At 44.8% G+C, this 15,299-nt stretch carries 13 protein-coding genes; 2 read left to right on the top strand and 11 right to left on the bottom strand.

All coding sequences use genetic code 11. The features are described 5' to 3' along the window. Positions 1–12: 12 nt before the first annotated feature. The 5 genes from ABDW33_RS11170 to ABDW33_RS11150 all read right to left on the bottom strand — a co-directional run bounded on the left by ABDW33_RS11170 (position 13) and on the right by ABDW33_RS11150 (position 7,779). The gene (locus ABDW33_RS11170) at positions 13–1,782 is read right to left on the bottom strand and encodes a RagB/SusD family nutrient uptake outer membrane protein (protein ID WP_343690147.1); all 1,770 of its coding nucleotides are present in this window, start codon (positions 1,780–1,782) and stop codon (positions 13–15) included. An 11-nt stretch (positions 1,783–1,793) separates the two neighbouring features. After that, positions 1,794–4,946, bottom strand: coding sequence for a TonB-dependent receptor (locus ABDW33_RS11165; RefSeq protein WP_343690146.1), 3,153 nt, complete (start codon positions 4,944–4,946; stop codon positions 1,794–1,796). Positions 4,947–5,555: 609 nt separating this feature from the next. Beyond that, positions 5,556–5,804, bottom strand: coding sequence for a hypothetical protein (locus ABDW33_RS11160; protein WP_343690145.1), 249 nt, complete (start codon positions 5,802–5,804; stop codon positions 5,556–5,558). Between the two features lie 87 nt (positions 5,805–5,891). Next, positions 5,892–6,326, bottom strand: coding sequence for a MauE/DoxX family redox-associated membrane protein (locus ABDW33_RS11155; protein WP_343690144.1), 435 nt, complete (start codon positions 6,324–6,326; stop codon positions 5,892–5,894). Between the two features lie 634 nt (positions 6,327–6,960). Next, on the bottom strand, positions 6,961–7,779 hold the full coding sequence (locus tag ABDW33_RS11150) for a T9SS type A sorting domain-containing protein (RefSeq protein WP_343690143.1): 819 nt from the start codon (positions 7,777–7,779) through the stop codon (positions 6,961–6,963). A 480-nt stretch (positions 7,780–8,259) separates the two neighbouring features. Here ABDW33_RS11150 and ABDW33_RS11145 point away from each other — a divergent pair, with 480 nt between their 5' ends. Together ABDW33_RS11145 and ABDW33_RS11140 are read left to right on the top strand one after the other, a co-directional pair. Continuing rightward, a complete protein-coding gene (locus ABDW33_RS11145) occupies positions 8,260–8,652 on the top strand; it encodes a response regulator (protein ID WP_343690142.1) in 393 nt (130 codons plus the stop codon). 78 nt (positions 8,653–8,730) lie between these two features. Beyond that, on the top strand, positions 8,731–9,084 hold the full coding sequence (locus ABDW33_RS11140; RefSeq protein ID WP_343690141.1) for a DoxX family protein: 354 nt from the start codon (positions 8,731–8,733) through the stop codon (positions 9,082–9,084). Between the two features lie 54 nt (positions 9,085–9,138). Here ABDW33_RS11140 and ABDW33_RS11135 read toward each other — a convergent pair whose 3' ends face one another. The 6 genes from ABDW33_RS11135 to ABDW33_RS11110 form a co-directional block, all read right to left on the bottom strand. Then, on the bottom strand, positions 9,139–10,272 hold the full coding sequence (locus ABDW33_RS11135) for a glycoside hydrolase family 172 protein (RefSeq protein WP_343690140.1): 1,134 nt from the start codon (positions 10,270–10,272) through the stop codon (positions 9,139–9,141). Between the two features lie 32 nt (positions 10,273–10,304). After that, on the bottom strand, positions 10,305–11,066 hold the full coding sequence (locus tag ABDW33_RS11130) for a hypothetical protein (protein ID WP_343690139.1): 762 nt from the start codon (positions 11,064–11,066) through the stop codon (positions 10,305–10,307). A gap of 8 nt (positions 11,067–11,074) precedes the next feature. Beyond that, a complete protein-coding gene (locus ABDW33_RS11125) occupies positions 11,075–11,581 on the bottom strand; it encodes an O-acetyl-ADP-ribose deacetylase (RefSeq protein ID WP_343690138.1) in 507 nt (168 codons plus the stop codon). A gap of 120 nt (positions 11,582–11,701) precedes the next feature. After that, entirely contained in the window at positions 11,702–12,148 is a 447-nt protein-coding gene (locus ABDW33_RS11120; protein ID WP_343690137.1) for a YbhB/YbcL family Raf kinase inhibitor-like protein, read from the bottom strand. A gap of 48 nt (positions 12,149–12,196) precedes the next feature. Beyond that, positions 12,197–13,561 carry a DUF1735 domain-containing protein gene (locus tag ABDW33_RS11115; protein WP_343690136.1) on the bottom strand — a complete coding sequence of 455 codons (1,365 nt, stop codon included), beginning with the start codon at positions 13,559–13,561 and terminating at the stop codon, positions 12,197–12,199. A 10-nt stretch (positions 13,562–13,571) separates the two neighbouring features. After that, positions 13,572–15,296: an alkaline phosphatase family protein gene (locus ABDW33_RS11110; RefSeq protein WP_343690135.1), complete on the bottom strand. Its 1,725-nt coding sequence runs from the start codon at positions 15,294–15,296 to the stop codon at positions 13,572–13,574. Positions 15,297–15,299: the final 3 nt, after the last annotated feature.

Genomic DNA, 15,299 nt, shown 5'->3' with positions numbered 1-15,299 from the left:
ATTGATTTCAGATTATTCGTAAGGATTAAAGGTGCCGCTGTTCCATCCTTGTGTCTGTTCCAGCGATGGGTTCCGTTGTATATTTGATGTAGGTATACCGTAAAAATAATAATTAGAAGGATAATTTATCGCCTGCTGTGTATCCAGATAATCCACTACCGGATTAAAGTAAGTAGTATAATCACTGCCATTGATATCCAGCTTATCCCGCAACATGATCCCTTCGCTATCTGTTTTTTCCAGTATCGCTACGGTATAAGGTGCTTTAATTGCCAGTTTTAGAATTCTTCTCTTGCTACCATTCAGCTGATCAAAGACTTTGTTGCGTCGCATATCGTCATAACGCTTGCCTTCGAAAGCCAGTTCTATTCTACGTTCATTCAGGATAACGGTACGCAGATCTGCCTGGGATAAACCCGTTTTCAAACCATACATATTATCCTTACCGGGATTGATACCTGCCCTTTTGCGGATGGCAGTCAGCATATCATAGGCTTCCTGTGTACGGCCGGTAGCGTTTGCGCATTCCGCCAGGTTGAGCATTACTTCTGCGAGCCGCAGCTCTATCCAGTCAGTTTTGCCCTGTTTAGTGTTATCCTTAATAACAGAAGCATTACAGTTCTTGCGGCAATAGAAACCAGTCACGCAGGGTTTACTTTTATCGTCAGTCATCCCTACATAGTTCCATTGCCTGCGATTCGTTTTATTACTCAGCGGCCAGTTACAACCATTGTAAGCAATCGTGGCATCAAAGCGGGGATCACGGTTCTTCCAATAGTATACTGCATCGTAGCCGGAGGAGGCATCGGTGACAGGCAAGCCATCTTTAGTGGGGTATGCCTCCACCAGGTCTAATGTAGGCTGATAGGATCCACCTCCGCCATTTGATTCAGAGTAAGGGCGGGCTGCGTCGTCAAATGTGCTGGCTTTGTTAGCTCCATCAAATGAGCGCAACATGATCACTTCTTTATTGCCGGTACCTTCATCCAGCCAGATATTGGCATAAGTAGGATACAGTGCGGCACCATCTGTGAGCAGTGTATCGTAGGCATTCCTGTTTGCCTGATACGCACGTTCCCAGCGCGACAGGTCATTGCCAGGGTTGAACTGAGGACTTGCCCAATATAGCAGCATACGGCCTTTGATACCTAATGCCGCTCCCCGGGTGATGCGCCCTCTGTCCGCGCTCCCCCAACTGGCGGGGCATTTGGCAGCGCTATCAAAATCCGTGGCGATAGCATCTATACACTCAGACGTTTTATTTCTCTTTACAAACAGGTCTTCAGTGATCCAGTCCTGTGGATGATTCAGATAAGGCACCCCACCATACAGCTTTACAAGCTGAAAATAGACCCAACCACGAAGAAAATATGCCTGTGATTTGATTTTTGTTTTAGTATCCGCATCAAGCGTTCCTTTCTCAATTTCAGTGAGCAGGATATTAATCTTGCGAATATATGCCCATGCGTTCGCAGTGGCATTACCACCATAAAAGTCATTGATATTATCTACGGAAAGTGTGCCATACCACAGCTTGGCATCGCCTCCATTATAGTCATCTGCCAGGTCATGAATCGCGGTGGGCAATGTTCCTGATCCCTGCTGGTTGGGCCATGTAGGCATCGTCAGGTCATAGAGCCTGTTCAGGTACAAGGTGGCAGTAGATTCATTATTCCAGGTGGCTTCATCGATGCCAGAGAGGTCTGTTTTGTCCAGTATTTTGGAACAGGAGAAAAGCCCCAGCAGGAAGAACATGTATATATAACTGATCTTACTTTGCATAGTTGTGAATTTTACAAACTCAGGTTCAGGCCAAATGTATAAGTGCGTAATGCCGGATAGTCAATTGCCAGGTTGGTAGCCGGATCTTTGTAGGGCTGATGATTGATCAGTACCAACAGATTGCTACCTGTCAGGAACATGCGTAATTCAGGAATTTTCCATTTTGCTGACAGGTCTTTTGGCAACGTATAAGACAGCTGTGCATTATTCACGCGCATGGCGGTGGCACTGCGTATCCAGAAATCGGATACTTCGCTGATGAGCGGAGCGTTCATGAGTGGATACTTTGCATTCGGGTTGCCAGGTGACCATGAGTCTTTCCAGATGCTGAGTGCGCGTGCATTTTCGGTAGGTGGTGTTCTGGCTGTTTTATCATATGCCTCATAACCACCTACCTGCAGACTCACGTTGAAGCTTAGCTTCAGGTCTTTCCACGCGGCGCCAAGGTTAAAACCTACACCAAAGATGTTGCTGCTTCTGGGCGCGATACGGGTTTTATCGTTAGCATCTATTTTCCCATCACCATTGATGTCCTGATAGTTCATGTAGCCAGCTATAAGCGGGTTGCCATCGATCGTCCATCCAGGGTGTGCAATCAGGAAATCTTCTGCTTCTTTCTGTGTGCGTACAATGCCGGTAGACCTGTAACCTTCCATACCATTGTCTGTTCTGCGGCCTATAGGGTTTTTCCAGGCAGTATCGCCTGCGCCGTAGTATTTACGGATCACTTTATTATCGCTCAGGCCAAAGTTGACAGCTGCGAAGTATTTGAGATCCTTATTGATAGTGCCGTTGTAACCGATGGATGCTTCCAGCCCCCATGATTTCAGTCTGCCATAGTTCTGGTCTGCAATAGCACCACCGAAGGTAGAAGGTACAGTGCTGGTAGGTTGTTGCAACATATCGTAGTTGTAACGGTGCCACAGATCTATCGCAAAGTTGAATCTGGAATTGAAGAAGGTACCGTCAAAGCCCAGGTTTTTGTAGAGCGCTTTTTCCCAGGTGATGTGTGCATTGGGAATATCGTTGTTACTCAGACCACTTGTGTACGTACTGCCGAAGAGCATACCAGTCGTTTGGGTATATCTTTCTTTGTATTGATAGTTTTTCACTGCGTCGTTACCGGTCAGACCGACCTGGAAGCGGATCTTCAGGTCATCTATGCATCTGACAGTGTGATGGAACCAGTCTTCCTGGGAGATCCTCCAGCCCAAAGCCACAGAAGGAAAGTATCCCCAGCGGGAATTCTTCGGGAAGTTAGGAGAAGCATCTGCCCGGAAAGTAGCTTCCAGCAGGTACTTTTCAGAGAATCCATAGTTCAGGCGGCCCAGATAGCTTACGCGGCCGGTTTCGCCTGCAGAGCCGCCGTTGTCGTACAGGGATTTATCCTGACTAAAGGCAAACAGTTCATCGATGCCTGGAATCACAACGGTTTCGCGGCGGGTGTTAAATGCATCGTTCGCGGATTCTGCCTGTTCGGCGACGAGTAACAGGTTGATGTCGTGCTTACCGAAGGTACGGGCGTAAGTCATCATTTCATCCAGCTGGTAGTTGGATGAACCTCCATAATTTTCCAGCATCACATTCCCGTTCTTGATGAATGTAGTGGCGTTGGTAGTCGTCGTTTGATTAGTAAAAATCACGTTTTGACTGGTTACGTGTGCTCCCTGCCTGACAAAGTTGTATAGGTAGTAAGGCACATAATATTCCTTTCCAAAATCAGTGCGGGCATTGCGACCGTATTGTACACGGAAGGACAGTCCTTTGATGGCTGGCAACTTGTAATCCAATGCAGCATTGATAGTTTGGCCTTGTGATCTGGTTCTGGCATAGCTACCTGTTTTTACCATTTCTGAAGGGCTCCAGCCAGGCACCGCGGAATAGACGGGTTTACCATCAATGTACATAGGCACCCATCCGGGCGTGAGCAGTAAGGCACTTACGGTTGCGCTCATCTGATCAGACTGTTCTGTCGTACCTGCACCTACTGTTTTAGGAGTAGGTCGGTTCACGACAGCGTTGTCAGTAGCAAAAGAGATAGTAGCAGTCAGGTTATCTACTATTTTCGCATTGATACCCAGACGAACGCCATATTTGTTGCTATACAAATCACCTACGTTCCCATCTTCTTTATAGTAGTTTGCCCCGGCAAAGAAGGTTACCCTGTCGCTGCCGCCACTCACATTGATGGTATGGCGGGAAAGGTGTGATTTTTTCCAGACATTATCTATCCAGTTGTAGTTGTGTGACCTGAGATAAGTCAGTTCATCGTCCGTATAATATTTAGCAGTGTTAGCATCTTTCAGGCTGGAATACTTGTTATTAAGCATGGTAGCATGGTCATAACTGTTCAGCATTTCAGGGATGTAGGTAGCTTTGGAAAGACCATAGGAGCCAGCATAGCTGATACGAGGCTTACCAGGTTTTCCCATTCTTGTTTTCACCAGTACGACTCCATTTGCGCCTCTCGCACCGTAGATAGAGGCGGCGGCGTCTTTGAGAAATGAAATACTTTCAACCATGGTTGCATCCAGGTTATCAAAGTCTGCTTTTGTCATCTGGAAGCCGTCGATAACATAGAGAGGATCAGTAGATGCGCCGGTAGCAGCCCAGGTGACAGGGTTGCGGATAGTGAGGGTGGTGGTAGCACCAGGACGGCCGGAAGCCTGGCTGATAGATACACCGGGTACCTTGTTTTGCAGGGCGGTAGCAAGGTTAGCTACAGGCAGATCTTCAATTTCGGCGGTATTGACAACTGCTACGGACCCCAGTACATTTGCCCGCTTTTGCGAACCATAACCAATAATGACAGTTTCATTCAGGGACTTTACATCTTTTTCAAGGAACGCATCGATGGCTTCCTGCCGGTTGACAGCAATTTCCTGTGTGATGAAGCCGATGAGAGAAATGACAATGGTAGAATTCTCATGGACCTTTATGGAGTATGATCCATCGGGAAGTGTGGTAGTTCCCTTGTTTCCAACTTTTACACGAACCGTCACTCCGGGCAGGCCGGTTTTTTCGTCAGCATCGTAGATTTTACCTTTCAGGATAATTTCTTTTGATGGCGTACCGGCAGCAATTTTCTGCTGAGCGAAGGCTGTAGAACATAGCAATAGTAATCCTGTTATCCTTATGAGGATACATGGTAGATTTTTAAACATTGCCTGTATGATTTAAGGCATATACAATGAGGGATAGATAGCGCATAGAGGTATATCTATGCAGGCATACAGCCCCATAAGTTGAATGGGTGGCGTACCGGTTTTTATCCCCTGTGAGAATTTCCGATCAGTACAGCGACGGCTGTACTACAACTTACCAGCAGTAACATTCATTAGAGAGAACCTTACCCCTAACGTGGTGATATATACATTTTCATACCTGATGGAATTTTATTCAAAATTTTCAAATGGATAGCAGGGCGCGATCTGCCTATACTTTATGGGCCAGTCTACAGTAAAAAAACGCCGCTCATAATCATGGAATTACACAAACTGCAGTTGTTGTCTTCGGTGTCTTACTGACACTAATAGGGGCCAAGCTACATAAAAGTTTAAGCAAAAGGATAGGTTGGGGGAATTTTATTTACGCAATCGTTGCCGGAAATGATCAATGGGAAAATCGCTTCACCCAGAAGCAAAAAAGTTTATTTGCTACAATTTATATATTCAGAACCTTTTTTATGAAGTAATCAAATAGCAAAGAGCCTATATCTTAGAAAGATACAGGCTCTTTATTATTTGGTATAGCGGCCCTTATGAGGTGAACCATTACTCTTTGAAGGCACGGGCTACGGACGTAGTAGTTGGATTGGGAGATGAGTAGCCGTAGGCGCACAGGGCTCCGTTTCCTTTACACCCTGTGGGTGGATTATCTTTATCGAAAGTAGCACCCAGGTAATCGTATGTGTATGGGTCATACCAATAGACGAGCGACCTGAAAGATTTAGCAGCCTGTGTGGCGCTAATGGTTACAATGGTGAATACTGCTGCGAGTGCAGTGAGACGGATGTGTTTCATTGCTTTGGTTACTTGTTTACGTTGTTAAGTTTGGCGTATGTGATAATTAGTTGTTGTGCTTTAGATACAATAGTTGCGCTGTTAGTATTAATGCTGATTTAATATCCGGTAAGTATTACGCACCAGGAATATGCCTGCGATGCACAGTGACAAACATGCGGTATTGAACCACACGTGTGCATTCCAGCTCATGCTGCTGATGATACCTCCACAGGTGCAGGGTAGGTTGGTGCCACTACTCAGTAAGATTCCCAGGTATGCCAGGAATGTAGCAAAGAGGATGGCACTTGCAATGAAAGCTGTCATGCGGAATGCAGTGATCAGGAACATTGCTGCGAGCAATACTTCTCCTATTGGCAATGCCCAGGATACAATTCCTGACAAGGATGCGAGCAGGGGCCATGGCGAGATACTCAACTGGTATCTGAAAGTGGTGTGCTCGAATAGCTTGTTCAATCCCGTATACAAAAACAATATGACTAGTAAAGATGCGATGATTTCGATAAGCAGTTTCTTTTTCATTTCATAACATTTCATGAGTATATAGCGGGTATACTATTTGGGGGTATCATTCACCATTACAGTGAAAAACATTTCGGTATCATTGTTTAAGATACTTTTCGAGGCATCATTATTGGCAATACAAGCTGCTGTCAATACAAAGCCGATCTTTCGGGCATAGTTACAGCAGCTACCTGTTCTGACTTCTGCATGAAGGCAACTTTTGCTGGTAGCTTAACAAGGTATACGCTATTCCTGTATCGTACCAGATACGATCCAAATAGTACGCGTTACACACCTGCACTTTGTCAGGAGCGTTGATAAAAAATAATACCAGGGGAATCGAATTGGCTATTGAGACTCTATGGCTACTGGATAACTATGCTGATTGCTGATTCTGTTGTAGCATATTACATTCAACCTGGATATTTTGAGTTCTTATGTTCTTTAGAAGACCAATTTTAATTAGATACACGGTTCAGATTTTCACATCTCATAAGGTGGGGGGTCGACGAAAGTTTAACATAACATAGTAAAAGTAGGGAATAATTTGGATATAGGGATAATTTTCCTACGTAAAATAACAGTCATTTTGCGCCTGTCATTTTGGTTTTTATCAAGTACCAAATTGCAATGGATTGCGAAAAGGTAGTTATTAATGGGCGACCACTACATTTGTATAAAAACTATAATCTTTTGATCGCGTAAACAACATATACATTCCTGAAGGAATGTTACTTACGTCAATGGTGACCGTCAGTCCATCCAATGCCATTTCTTTTTCATACACGGTATGACCGGCATAACTTACTAATGAAATCACTGCTTTTTCACTTACAGCCGGTATATATTTTACTGTCAGGTTTGTACTGGCCGGATTCGGGTAAATTTTGTCAAACATACCTGTAGATACTGCCGTTCTGGTAAGTACCACAGAGGCTGTATTGGGATTCCCTGCCTGGTCTGTGGCTGTACTGTCGGGGATCTGTACAGATAGCCTGCCATCATGCAGCGGAGTGACTATTGCTGTAATGAGGTTATTACGCACGCGATCAAAGTTACTCACCGTCGCATTCACGGCAATGATGCGACTTACATCAAACGTACTGATTGCTTCATTGAAACTGATACTTATACTAAAGGGGGCTGAAACGGGGCTTCCAATCGTAGAGAAGAGGCCTGATGTAGGCCGCGTCATATCATAATACACCACACTATTATCGGTGGTCTGATTGACCTGATTCAGCGTATCGCCTGCACTATTGATATAGGCGATATTAAAAGTGATCTGACCCTCAGCATCTACATCTGTCATAGTCAATGACGCAGTATATTGCAGATAAGATACAGCGATGGGAATTACCTTATGACCTGCAATTGTGATCTGGGGTTCTGGCAGGTCACTGCTGGCAATGAAGGACAAAGTCACTACATCCCCCAGTTTGGCAAAGGATGTGTTCTCATTGTTAGACACTATATTAACATTACTTACTACTCCTGAGGCACTTGTTTTAGCAAAGCCTTGTGCGTTAGCATTAGCAAATACAAGGGATAGTACAAAGCATGATAAAACGAGTCCGTGAGCTATGGTTTTTCTTATTAAAAAGCGGTCCATTAGGATTAGGGATCTCCGGTTTTTCAGTTAGTAAGATAAAATTATAAATAATTATTTAAAGAAAATAATAATATGTCTATAATAAAAACAGTAAAACGCGATACAGGTAAGGATTAGCCCCCGGAAAAGTTTATTATTATCTGTTTTTCAACTATTAGTGATAAAATAAGGGTCAAAAGTATTTTTCATGACAACCGCCGGGTTTTATTGCCTGGAATGCTTATAATAGCACTGATTTATGAATGATTGTTCATTAACAATAAAACACATATTTCCACAGCTCCCCAGTCACCCATCTTAATTGGATATTATAACACTATTATCGGTACTTTTGCGCACATGACAAACAAGGTTATTTTACTGGTTGATGATGACATTGATGATCAGGAACTATTTGGTGAAGCGATGTCTATTGTAGACAGCAATGCTGTTTGTCACTTTGCGTCGGATGGAGAAGAAGGACTGGAATTGCTGAAAGACAATTCCATTGATGTGCAACTGATTTTTCTCGATCTGAATATGCCTAAAATGAATGGCAAACAGTTCCTGGAAATCATCAAACAAAACAAGCAACTGGAAAAAATCCCGGTCGTGATCTTTACGACTTCCCTGAGGGAGAAAGATGGTCTTGACACCGCTGCATTGGGTGCTGCTCATTTTATGACCAAACCTTCCAGTTTCGGAGAACTTGTAAAACAATTGGAAGGTATATTAGAAAAAGCGCTCGGATAAACTTCACTTACCTGTAAGTAACTAAAATTTTACGGACTGTTAACCTGCTTAAGTTTGCTTCCCTAAACCGGAGCAATTATGAAAGTATTGAACCTTATTCTTTGGATCCTTCAGCTTTTAGTAGGTGTGCTGTTTATTTACGCCGGCTACGATAAACTTTTTACACCAATTGCACAACAGGCTGCTATATACCCATGGAAAGGCCAGGTAGCCCCTTCATTTCTTATTTTTACGGGCATTATTGACCTTTTAGGCGGTATTGGTATCCTACTCCCCTTTCTAACGATTTATGCTGCCAGCGGGATTATTTTACTCATGGTTTGCGCATCAGTTTTCCACATTGCAAGGGGCGAAGCCAATGTGATTGGATTTAATATTGCCATCGCGATCGTGGCGGGGTTTATTGTATGGGGCAGGAAGAGACTGGCTTAAAGCCAGCCTCTTCAGATCTTTAAGATTACTTTTACGTTGTGTGAAGCAACTGTGTCAGTATACCTCCAATGCATCTTTTGAGGGCAGAGCCGGGAACGGCTGGTGTGGTTCTGTCTGGTACCAGTACACAACAGAAGATAAATCAGATTGCTGTTTTAAATACCGGCCACCCGAACGCCATCCCAGATCCTGTATTGTTACCCGCAGGTCTTTTTCAAATCTCACCGGGTCTACTATATGCCAGCGATACATGCCAAACCGCTGACGGGTGTGATAATCATTGTCAGGCCGAATCACCTGGTGCAGGCCGCTGTAAGGTGTACAAAAAGGCACATACTTACCATTCCTGTCAAAGTTGTAAGAGCCACAGAAATAATCTTCTGTACCGGTACCGCAGATTGTGGGGAATTGTGTATCCCCATCCATAAAGAATTTAATTTCGCCTTCTCCCCACCAACCGTTGTTATTCACTCCTACTCCCAGAAAAGTACCTACATACTGCCCCTTACCCTGAATATTATCTACCAGCACATAATCGCCACTGGTATCAGGATTGACACGACGAAACTGTGCATGGAAATAAGCTTCATCTGCAGGCACGGCTCTTAATTCATAATCTACCTGATAGTAAAGCGTCATTTGCTCAGTATTGATGTTTTCCATGGTGATGCGGCACTTTTTTCTAAAAGGCATCTGCCAGTAACTGTTAAAAGCACTGCCGGGATTTACACACACAGCGAGTGATGTTAATGGAGCATATTCGTTCCACGCCATACCGAAGAAATCGCCTGCCGGGCATTCTACTGAAGGCGTTTTTTCATCGTCCCAGTAGATGCGCAGAATGCTATAACGCCATACACCTGTTGGTGTCATCCAGATGTGTTGTATAGCACCGGAGCCGGTTATTTCGGCCAGTGTAAATGTCTGACCGGGTTTGATAATGATGAAGGGATTTACTTTCCAGCCCTGACCCAGGTCGCAGGCAGCATCAGATGCATTGGCTGTATTCGGCGGAGCACTTCTGGAGGGGGAGGCCATACCTCCTTTACCTTTTTCACCAGTTAGGTTTTCCGGACTGATGCTTCGGGTTTTTGCATTGGAGAGGCGATACAAATTGTCAAGACCTTGTGAATAGACCTGCAGACTACAAACTATTATTAAGAGCAGCAATAACGGGAACTTTCTCATACATGATTTTTTGTATGAGAAAGTTACTGTTTTTATTGACGGATGTCAAGCTGTGCGATTTGTAAACGAAGGCTGTCCAGTTCATCTTCTTCCTCATCTTCTTCCAGACGGCCTCCCTGTATAAAGGTCAGCTTCGTACTGTTAGCTTCCCCTTTTGGATAGAATGACAGCTGTCCATAACTGGATACCAGGTAAGCAGTCGTATTATTTTCTGCCAGTGGTACCAGGATACCGTAACAGAGGTTAGTAAACATACCGGAAGCCCATTCATTCGTACCTGAGAGTATCACATACTGTTGTCCTTTGATGGTGCAGGTTTCCATAGGTGATCCACCCCAGCTCATATATCCACAATCGTTGACCGTGCTGCCACTTTCATCGATGATGCGGGTGATCTGCTTCCTGTTGACAGTGATTGTACTGCTACCACTTTCAAACTCTTCTTTAAATTCAAACTTATAGGTAATATCATACCCCGGAATGTGGAAAACGGAAATACGGGTGGTCGTACTATCCCCTGTGATGTCCTGATCGCTGTGTGTAAAAGCAATACCGGGTGTATTGTACGGATACTTTGCCTTGATAAAGGCATCTGTCTGTTTTGTAGCAATTACTGTATCGAACAATACCTTCACGCCTTCCTGCACCTTCTTAGCCTCAAATGCAGTTGATCCGGTAGCTGCGCCGGATGTAGCCGCAGTTTGTTCTGTGGTAGTTTCCTCTTGTTGTGATGTCTTTTTTTCCTGATGACACCCTGCTATTGCAAGCGCCATTAGGATGCTGATTCTTCTCATAGATTTTATTATAATAGGGATTTATACAGATCGTAATTTTCCCGGTCGAAACATACAAAGATTACCTTTTCTATTGTATTATTTTTTTCAAGAAACGCTCTTACTGTAGTGATAGCTATTTGTGCGGCTTTATCTTTTGGAAAGCGGTAAATGCCTGTGCTGATATTAGGAAACTCGATGGTTTTCACATCGTGTATCACAGCCTGTTCCAAACTATTACGATAAGCGTTGGCCAGTAATTCTTCCTCCCGTAGTTTACCATTCCATACAGGTCCTACTGTGTGGATAACATATCTGGCAGGCAGGTTTCCTGCGGTTGTTGTCACTGCTTCGCCGGTCGCACACTTACCCTGGCGGGCTACGATCTTCCGGCAATCTTCGAGTATAGCCGGGCCACCGGCACGATGAATAGCACCGTCTACCCCACCACCTCCCATCAGAGATGTATTGGCGGCGTTTACGATTGCATCAGCATGAACTTTGGTGATATCTCCCTGGATGAGTTCGAATTTCATTGCGTCAAAAATAGCACGAAAATAAAAATGTTTCAAAAATAAAACGTCCTTAGATGGCTTTAATAATGGTCTGCCAACATTAAAAGAGGTTGCTCAAAAATATTGAGCAACCTCTTTTAATTAATTACGTTGATATGTTCCCATCAGGCTCCCCTGCCCTATTATGTGACCTTGCATGGCGTCCTGCAGCTCCTGCCTGGATGCACCTTCAGGCAGGTCGATATCTGTATCCAGCGCAAACAGGTAAAAAAAGTAACGGTGTGTCCCATTTGGCGGACAGGCACCATGATACCCCGTCTTGCCAGCACCATTTTTACCGCTGATACCAGGTCTGCCACCCTCTTCTATATCCGACACAGGGTCGATATTCCACACCAGCCAATGATCAAAAATTCCCTTAGGTGCATCAGGGTCTTCTGCTATTAAAGCCAGGGTGATCGTACCCTGTGGAATTCCTTCTATATGCAGTGGAGGACTAACTTCATTTCCATCGCAGGTATATTTAGCCGGCATTGCGCCTTCATGCTCAAAAGCCTGGCTGCTGATCTTCATTTCCTGTACTTCCATAACGAACTGTTTATGGAATATACCGACAACAGCGTGCCAGATCTATTGCTAGGGCCGTTTGATCAGGCGCCACTCTGCCTGTTGCCAGAGAGAGCTACCATGTGTAGCTGTCACATACAGCCGGTAGAACTTGTAAGCATCCTGGTTGGAAAAGGTATATTTCACTGTCAGGAAACGAGATCCAAAATTCTGATCCACCCGTTTATCCAGCACTACCCAGTCTGTGCCATTGTTGGAACCTTCTACCGTCCAGTCTTTAGGATCACGGTCAGGCGCATCGTTGGCAGAAGTCATCGTGTAAGCCCCGGTGGTCTGTGGCGTTGCAAACTCCAGCATCGCCCATACGGTAGAGAAGCTGCCTAACAGGAATTTTGTATTGACGTTGTTATCAATCAGCTTAGGTGAGTTCTCATTGCCATTGCTGGTATTTTCATATTGGGTAGTATACTTAATGTTTTGATTGGTAATGTCTGTTTCGATCAGCTTAGATGGGTTCAGCTCCAGGACGATTGTGTTCTTTGAAGAGTCCAGCAGGTGCCGGGTTGGATCTGTCAGCCGGATTGCCAATACAGGTTTGTTATTCGCGTTGTTGGTGATAGCGGCCGTCTTAACGGTGAGATTGAACTTAGCCACATTGGTATTGGCAGGGAAATTCACTGTGGCCGGCAGCGTATAATCAGTACCTGCCGCCAGTAATGCAGATCCCGCGAGTGTTCCGTTATTAATCAACGCCTGTGCTGTGTCTGGTGCAGCAGACAGATTGATAGTAAAAGCACCACCGGCTACTCCACCCAGTGTAACACTTACAGGCAATGTTACATCGGTGTTACCCAGTGTATGATCTGTTCCATCTGGTTCCATCAATACACTACCTGCTTTTGTAAAATAGAGATAGTGAATTTCAGTATTTGCAATCACCTTATCTGTATGAATGAGCACAATGGCCATTTGCCCTGTTGCATCCAATGTGTTTGATTTTGTGGCATCCGACAATCGTACTGCCAATGCCAGGTCGTGGCCGTAATACCGTTCTATTGCCTGCATATTTACTTTTAACGGGATGCTGAAGGTATCAAGTCCAAACCGGATCTCAGCGGTGCGCGGCAGGGTATAATACGACTCATCCAGCAACACTGCATTCTCAAGTTTCTTACTACTGATCAGTGTATTGATCGTATCGTTATCTACACCAATATTCACTGTAAAGATCTTAGGAGTGGCAGCAGAAAACACCAGCTTCACCGGGATAGTAATGTCGTCAGTCGCTTTGGTATATTCATTTGCGCCAGGAATATTTACTATTCCATTCTCACTGCGGATAGCGACATTGACGGGGTTTAACTGTTCATCTTTAAAACGGTCATTCTTTTTACAGGCAAAGAAAAATAACAGTAGCAATATATAAGGGCGCATAGCAGGCAATTTATTTGTTAATATCTACATAGGAAGTGACCCAGACTTTTCCATCCAGATCCCATTTAGTATCCGCAGCTATCTGCAGCCAGTTCAGGATCTGGCGTACAGGATCTACCGGCTGTGGTACCAGCTGGGCAAGGTTACTGGCGCTACTTGGACACATCAGGTCACTGAAGTCATCCCACTTGTAGCTACCTTTTATTTTGAAATCATGTGCCCACTCACTCTGGTCTTTGAACACATTTCCATAACCATCCTTGCAGGACCAGTAGCCTACCAGGTAATCGTGATAAGGATGTGAGGCAGGAAGTTCCTGTGCACATACATATTCACTGATCACATTGTCTGGAAGGGCAGCTTTCCAGAATCGCACTTCGGTGATATAAGCATCCAGCCAGCGGTTATTCACAATATTGCCTGGCATATAACCTAATGTCAATGGAGCGTCAGTGTCGAAGTTGCCATAGTTTGTAATGTCTGCTTCTGTATTGAAATTACCGTCTGTCAGCAGGCGCAGAAATCGCTTCCCATCCCTGTTTAAAAACACAGCGGCAATGTCATGCCACTTACCATCACTGATATTGGCGGCTGTTGCCATATTAAATCCGGCACCGTTCTGGCCAAAATGTACCCCCCACGCATTGACTTCCAGCGAAATGTTCCATCCGGTATTATTCCACCAGTCCAGCGACATATTGTTACCTATCACAGAAGGATAGGTATAGGAATAGTCCCCTGCAGAAGTTTTGTTCTTTTTGATCTTTAATGCGATCGTTGCCTCAGCATCCTTCCCAAGGTTGTAATCTTCCTTACCACTGTCAATCGTGGCATATACAGCACTGGCTGCGTTATCCCCGTATAACCGCACCGCTTTCCCGGTATAGCGGTTGCCTGTGTACGGTCTGTCCAGAAAACTGGGAGCATAACGGGGGGAGTAATAAATCGTGAACGTATTCACCTTTGTATTGCTCAGGATTGTGCCATCATCATTTGACGGGTCGATTGTATAGGGACCGCCATTACCGGCTGTGATGATCACCAGCCAGTCTTCCGCAGCATAGGTTTTCCGTTGCTTCAGGGCTGCCAGGATCTTACCGATATGATCATCTGCCTGTAAGATCGCCGCTTTATATTCAGGCACACTCACATCGTATCCGTACTGGCGTCCTGCCAGTTCCACCTGCGAGAACTGACCAAATACCATACTGGCAGTGTCGATGGCTAGCTCCTGCAGGATAGCCTGGGTGGCTGCATTATCATCATCTGCGTATGTTTGATTGACGTCAGTATCTGTGATTAAAAACCGACCCAGGCTATCCGAGGAACTGTATGCCGCAATGCGGAACTTAGGTGCTCTTTCTTTGATATATTTGAAGAATACCGGATAAGCCTGCAGGTGATTATTGCTAAAATCAGCTTTGTTCACACCATGCTTTTCCTTGTGCACTCCTGTAAGCAGGTCTGCCCAGCCGGTGTTACGCAAAGCAATAGTATCGCTGATACTATTCCAGGAATAGATAGCGTGCTCTGACAGCGACAGCAGTGTGGGAGCTCCGGCATCTCTGACAGCTTCGCCCCTTGCACCATCTATGGTGAGGAACAATATTTTGGGTGTACGTGCTATGATGCCTGTACTGTCATTATAGTCTTTTTTGTCCAGCATACGGTCGTAGCCTTTATTGCAGGCCATGAAGCCGACCAGTAACAGGAGGAGGTATATTTTGTGCTGCATAAT

This window comes from Chitinophaga sp., from assembly GCF_039596155.1.
Classification (GTDB): domain Bacteria; phylum Bacteroidota; class Bacteroidia; order Chitinophagales; family Chitinophagaceae; genus Chitinophaga.
Note: the sequence above shows the minus strand (reverse complement) of the source record. Positions and strands in the feature narration are given on the sequence as shown.

Bases quoted from the DNA above. Each gene is read 5' to 3' on its own strand.
- ABDW33_RS11170 (WP_343690147.1), bottom strand. From the start codon at position 1,782: ATGCAAAGTAAGATCAGTTATATATACATGTTCTTCCTGCTGGGGCTT.
- ABDW33_RS11165 (WP_343690146.1), bottom strand. From the start codon at position 4,946: ATGTTTAAAAATCTACCATGTATCCTCATAAGGATAACAGGATTACTA.
- ABDW33_RS11160 (WP_343690145.1), bottom strand. From the start codon at position 5,804: ATGAAACACATCCGTCTCACTGCACTCGCAGCAGTATTCACCATTGTA.
- ABDW33_RS11155 (WP_343690144.1), bottom strand. From the start codon at position 6,326: ATGAAAAAGAAACTGCTTATCGAAATCATCGCATCTTTACTAGTCATA.
- ABDW33_RS11145 (WP_343690142.1), top strand. From the start codon at position 8,260: ATGACAAACAAGGTTATTTTACTGGTTGATGATGACATTGATGATCAG.
- ABDW33_RS11140 (WP_343690141.1), top strand. From the start codon at position 8,731: ATGAAAGTATTGAACCTTATTCTTTGGATCCTTCAGCTTTTAGTAGGT.
- ABDW33_RS11135 (WP_343690140.1), bottom strand. From the start codon at position 10,272: ATGAGAAAGTTCCCGTTATTGCTGCTCTTAATAATAGTTTGTAGTCTG.
- ABDW33_RS11130 (WP_343690139.1), bottom strand. From the start codon at position 11,066: ATGAGAAGAATCAGCATCCTAATGGCGCTTGCAATAGCAGGGTGTCAT.
- ABDW33_RS11125 (WP_343690138.1), bottom strand. From the start codon at position 11,581: ATGAAATTCGAACTCATCCAGGGAGATATCACCAAAGTTCATGCTGAT.
- ABDW33_RS11120 (WP_343690137.1), bottom strand. From the start codon at position 12,148: ATGGAAGTACAGGAAATGAAGATCAGCAGCCAGGCTTTTGAGCATGAA.
- ABDW33_RS11115 (WP_343690136.1), bottom strand. From the start codon at position 13,561: ATGCGCCCTTATATATTGCTACTGTTATTTTTCTTTGCCTGTAAAAAG.
- ABDW33_RS11110 (WP_343690135.1), bottom strand. From the start codon at position 15,296: ATGCAGCACAAAATATACCTCCTCCTGTTACTGGTCGGCTTCATGGCC.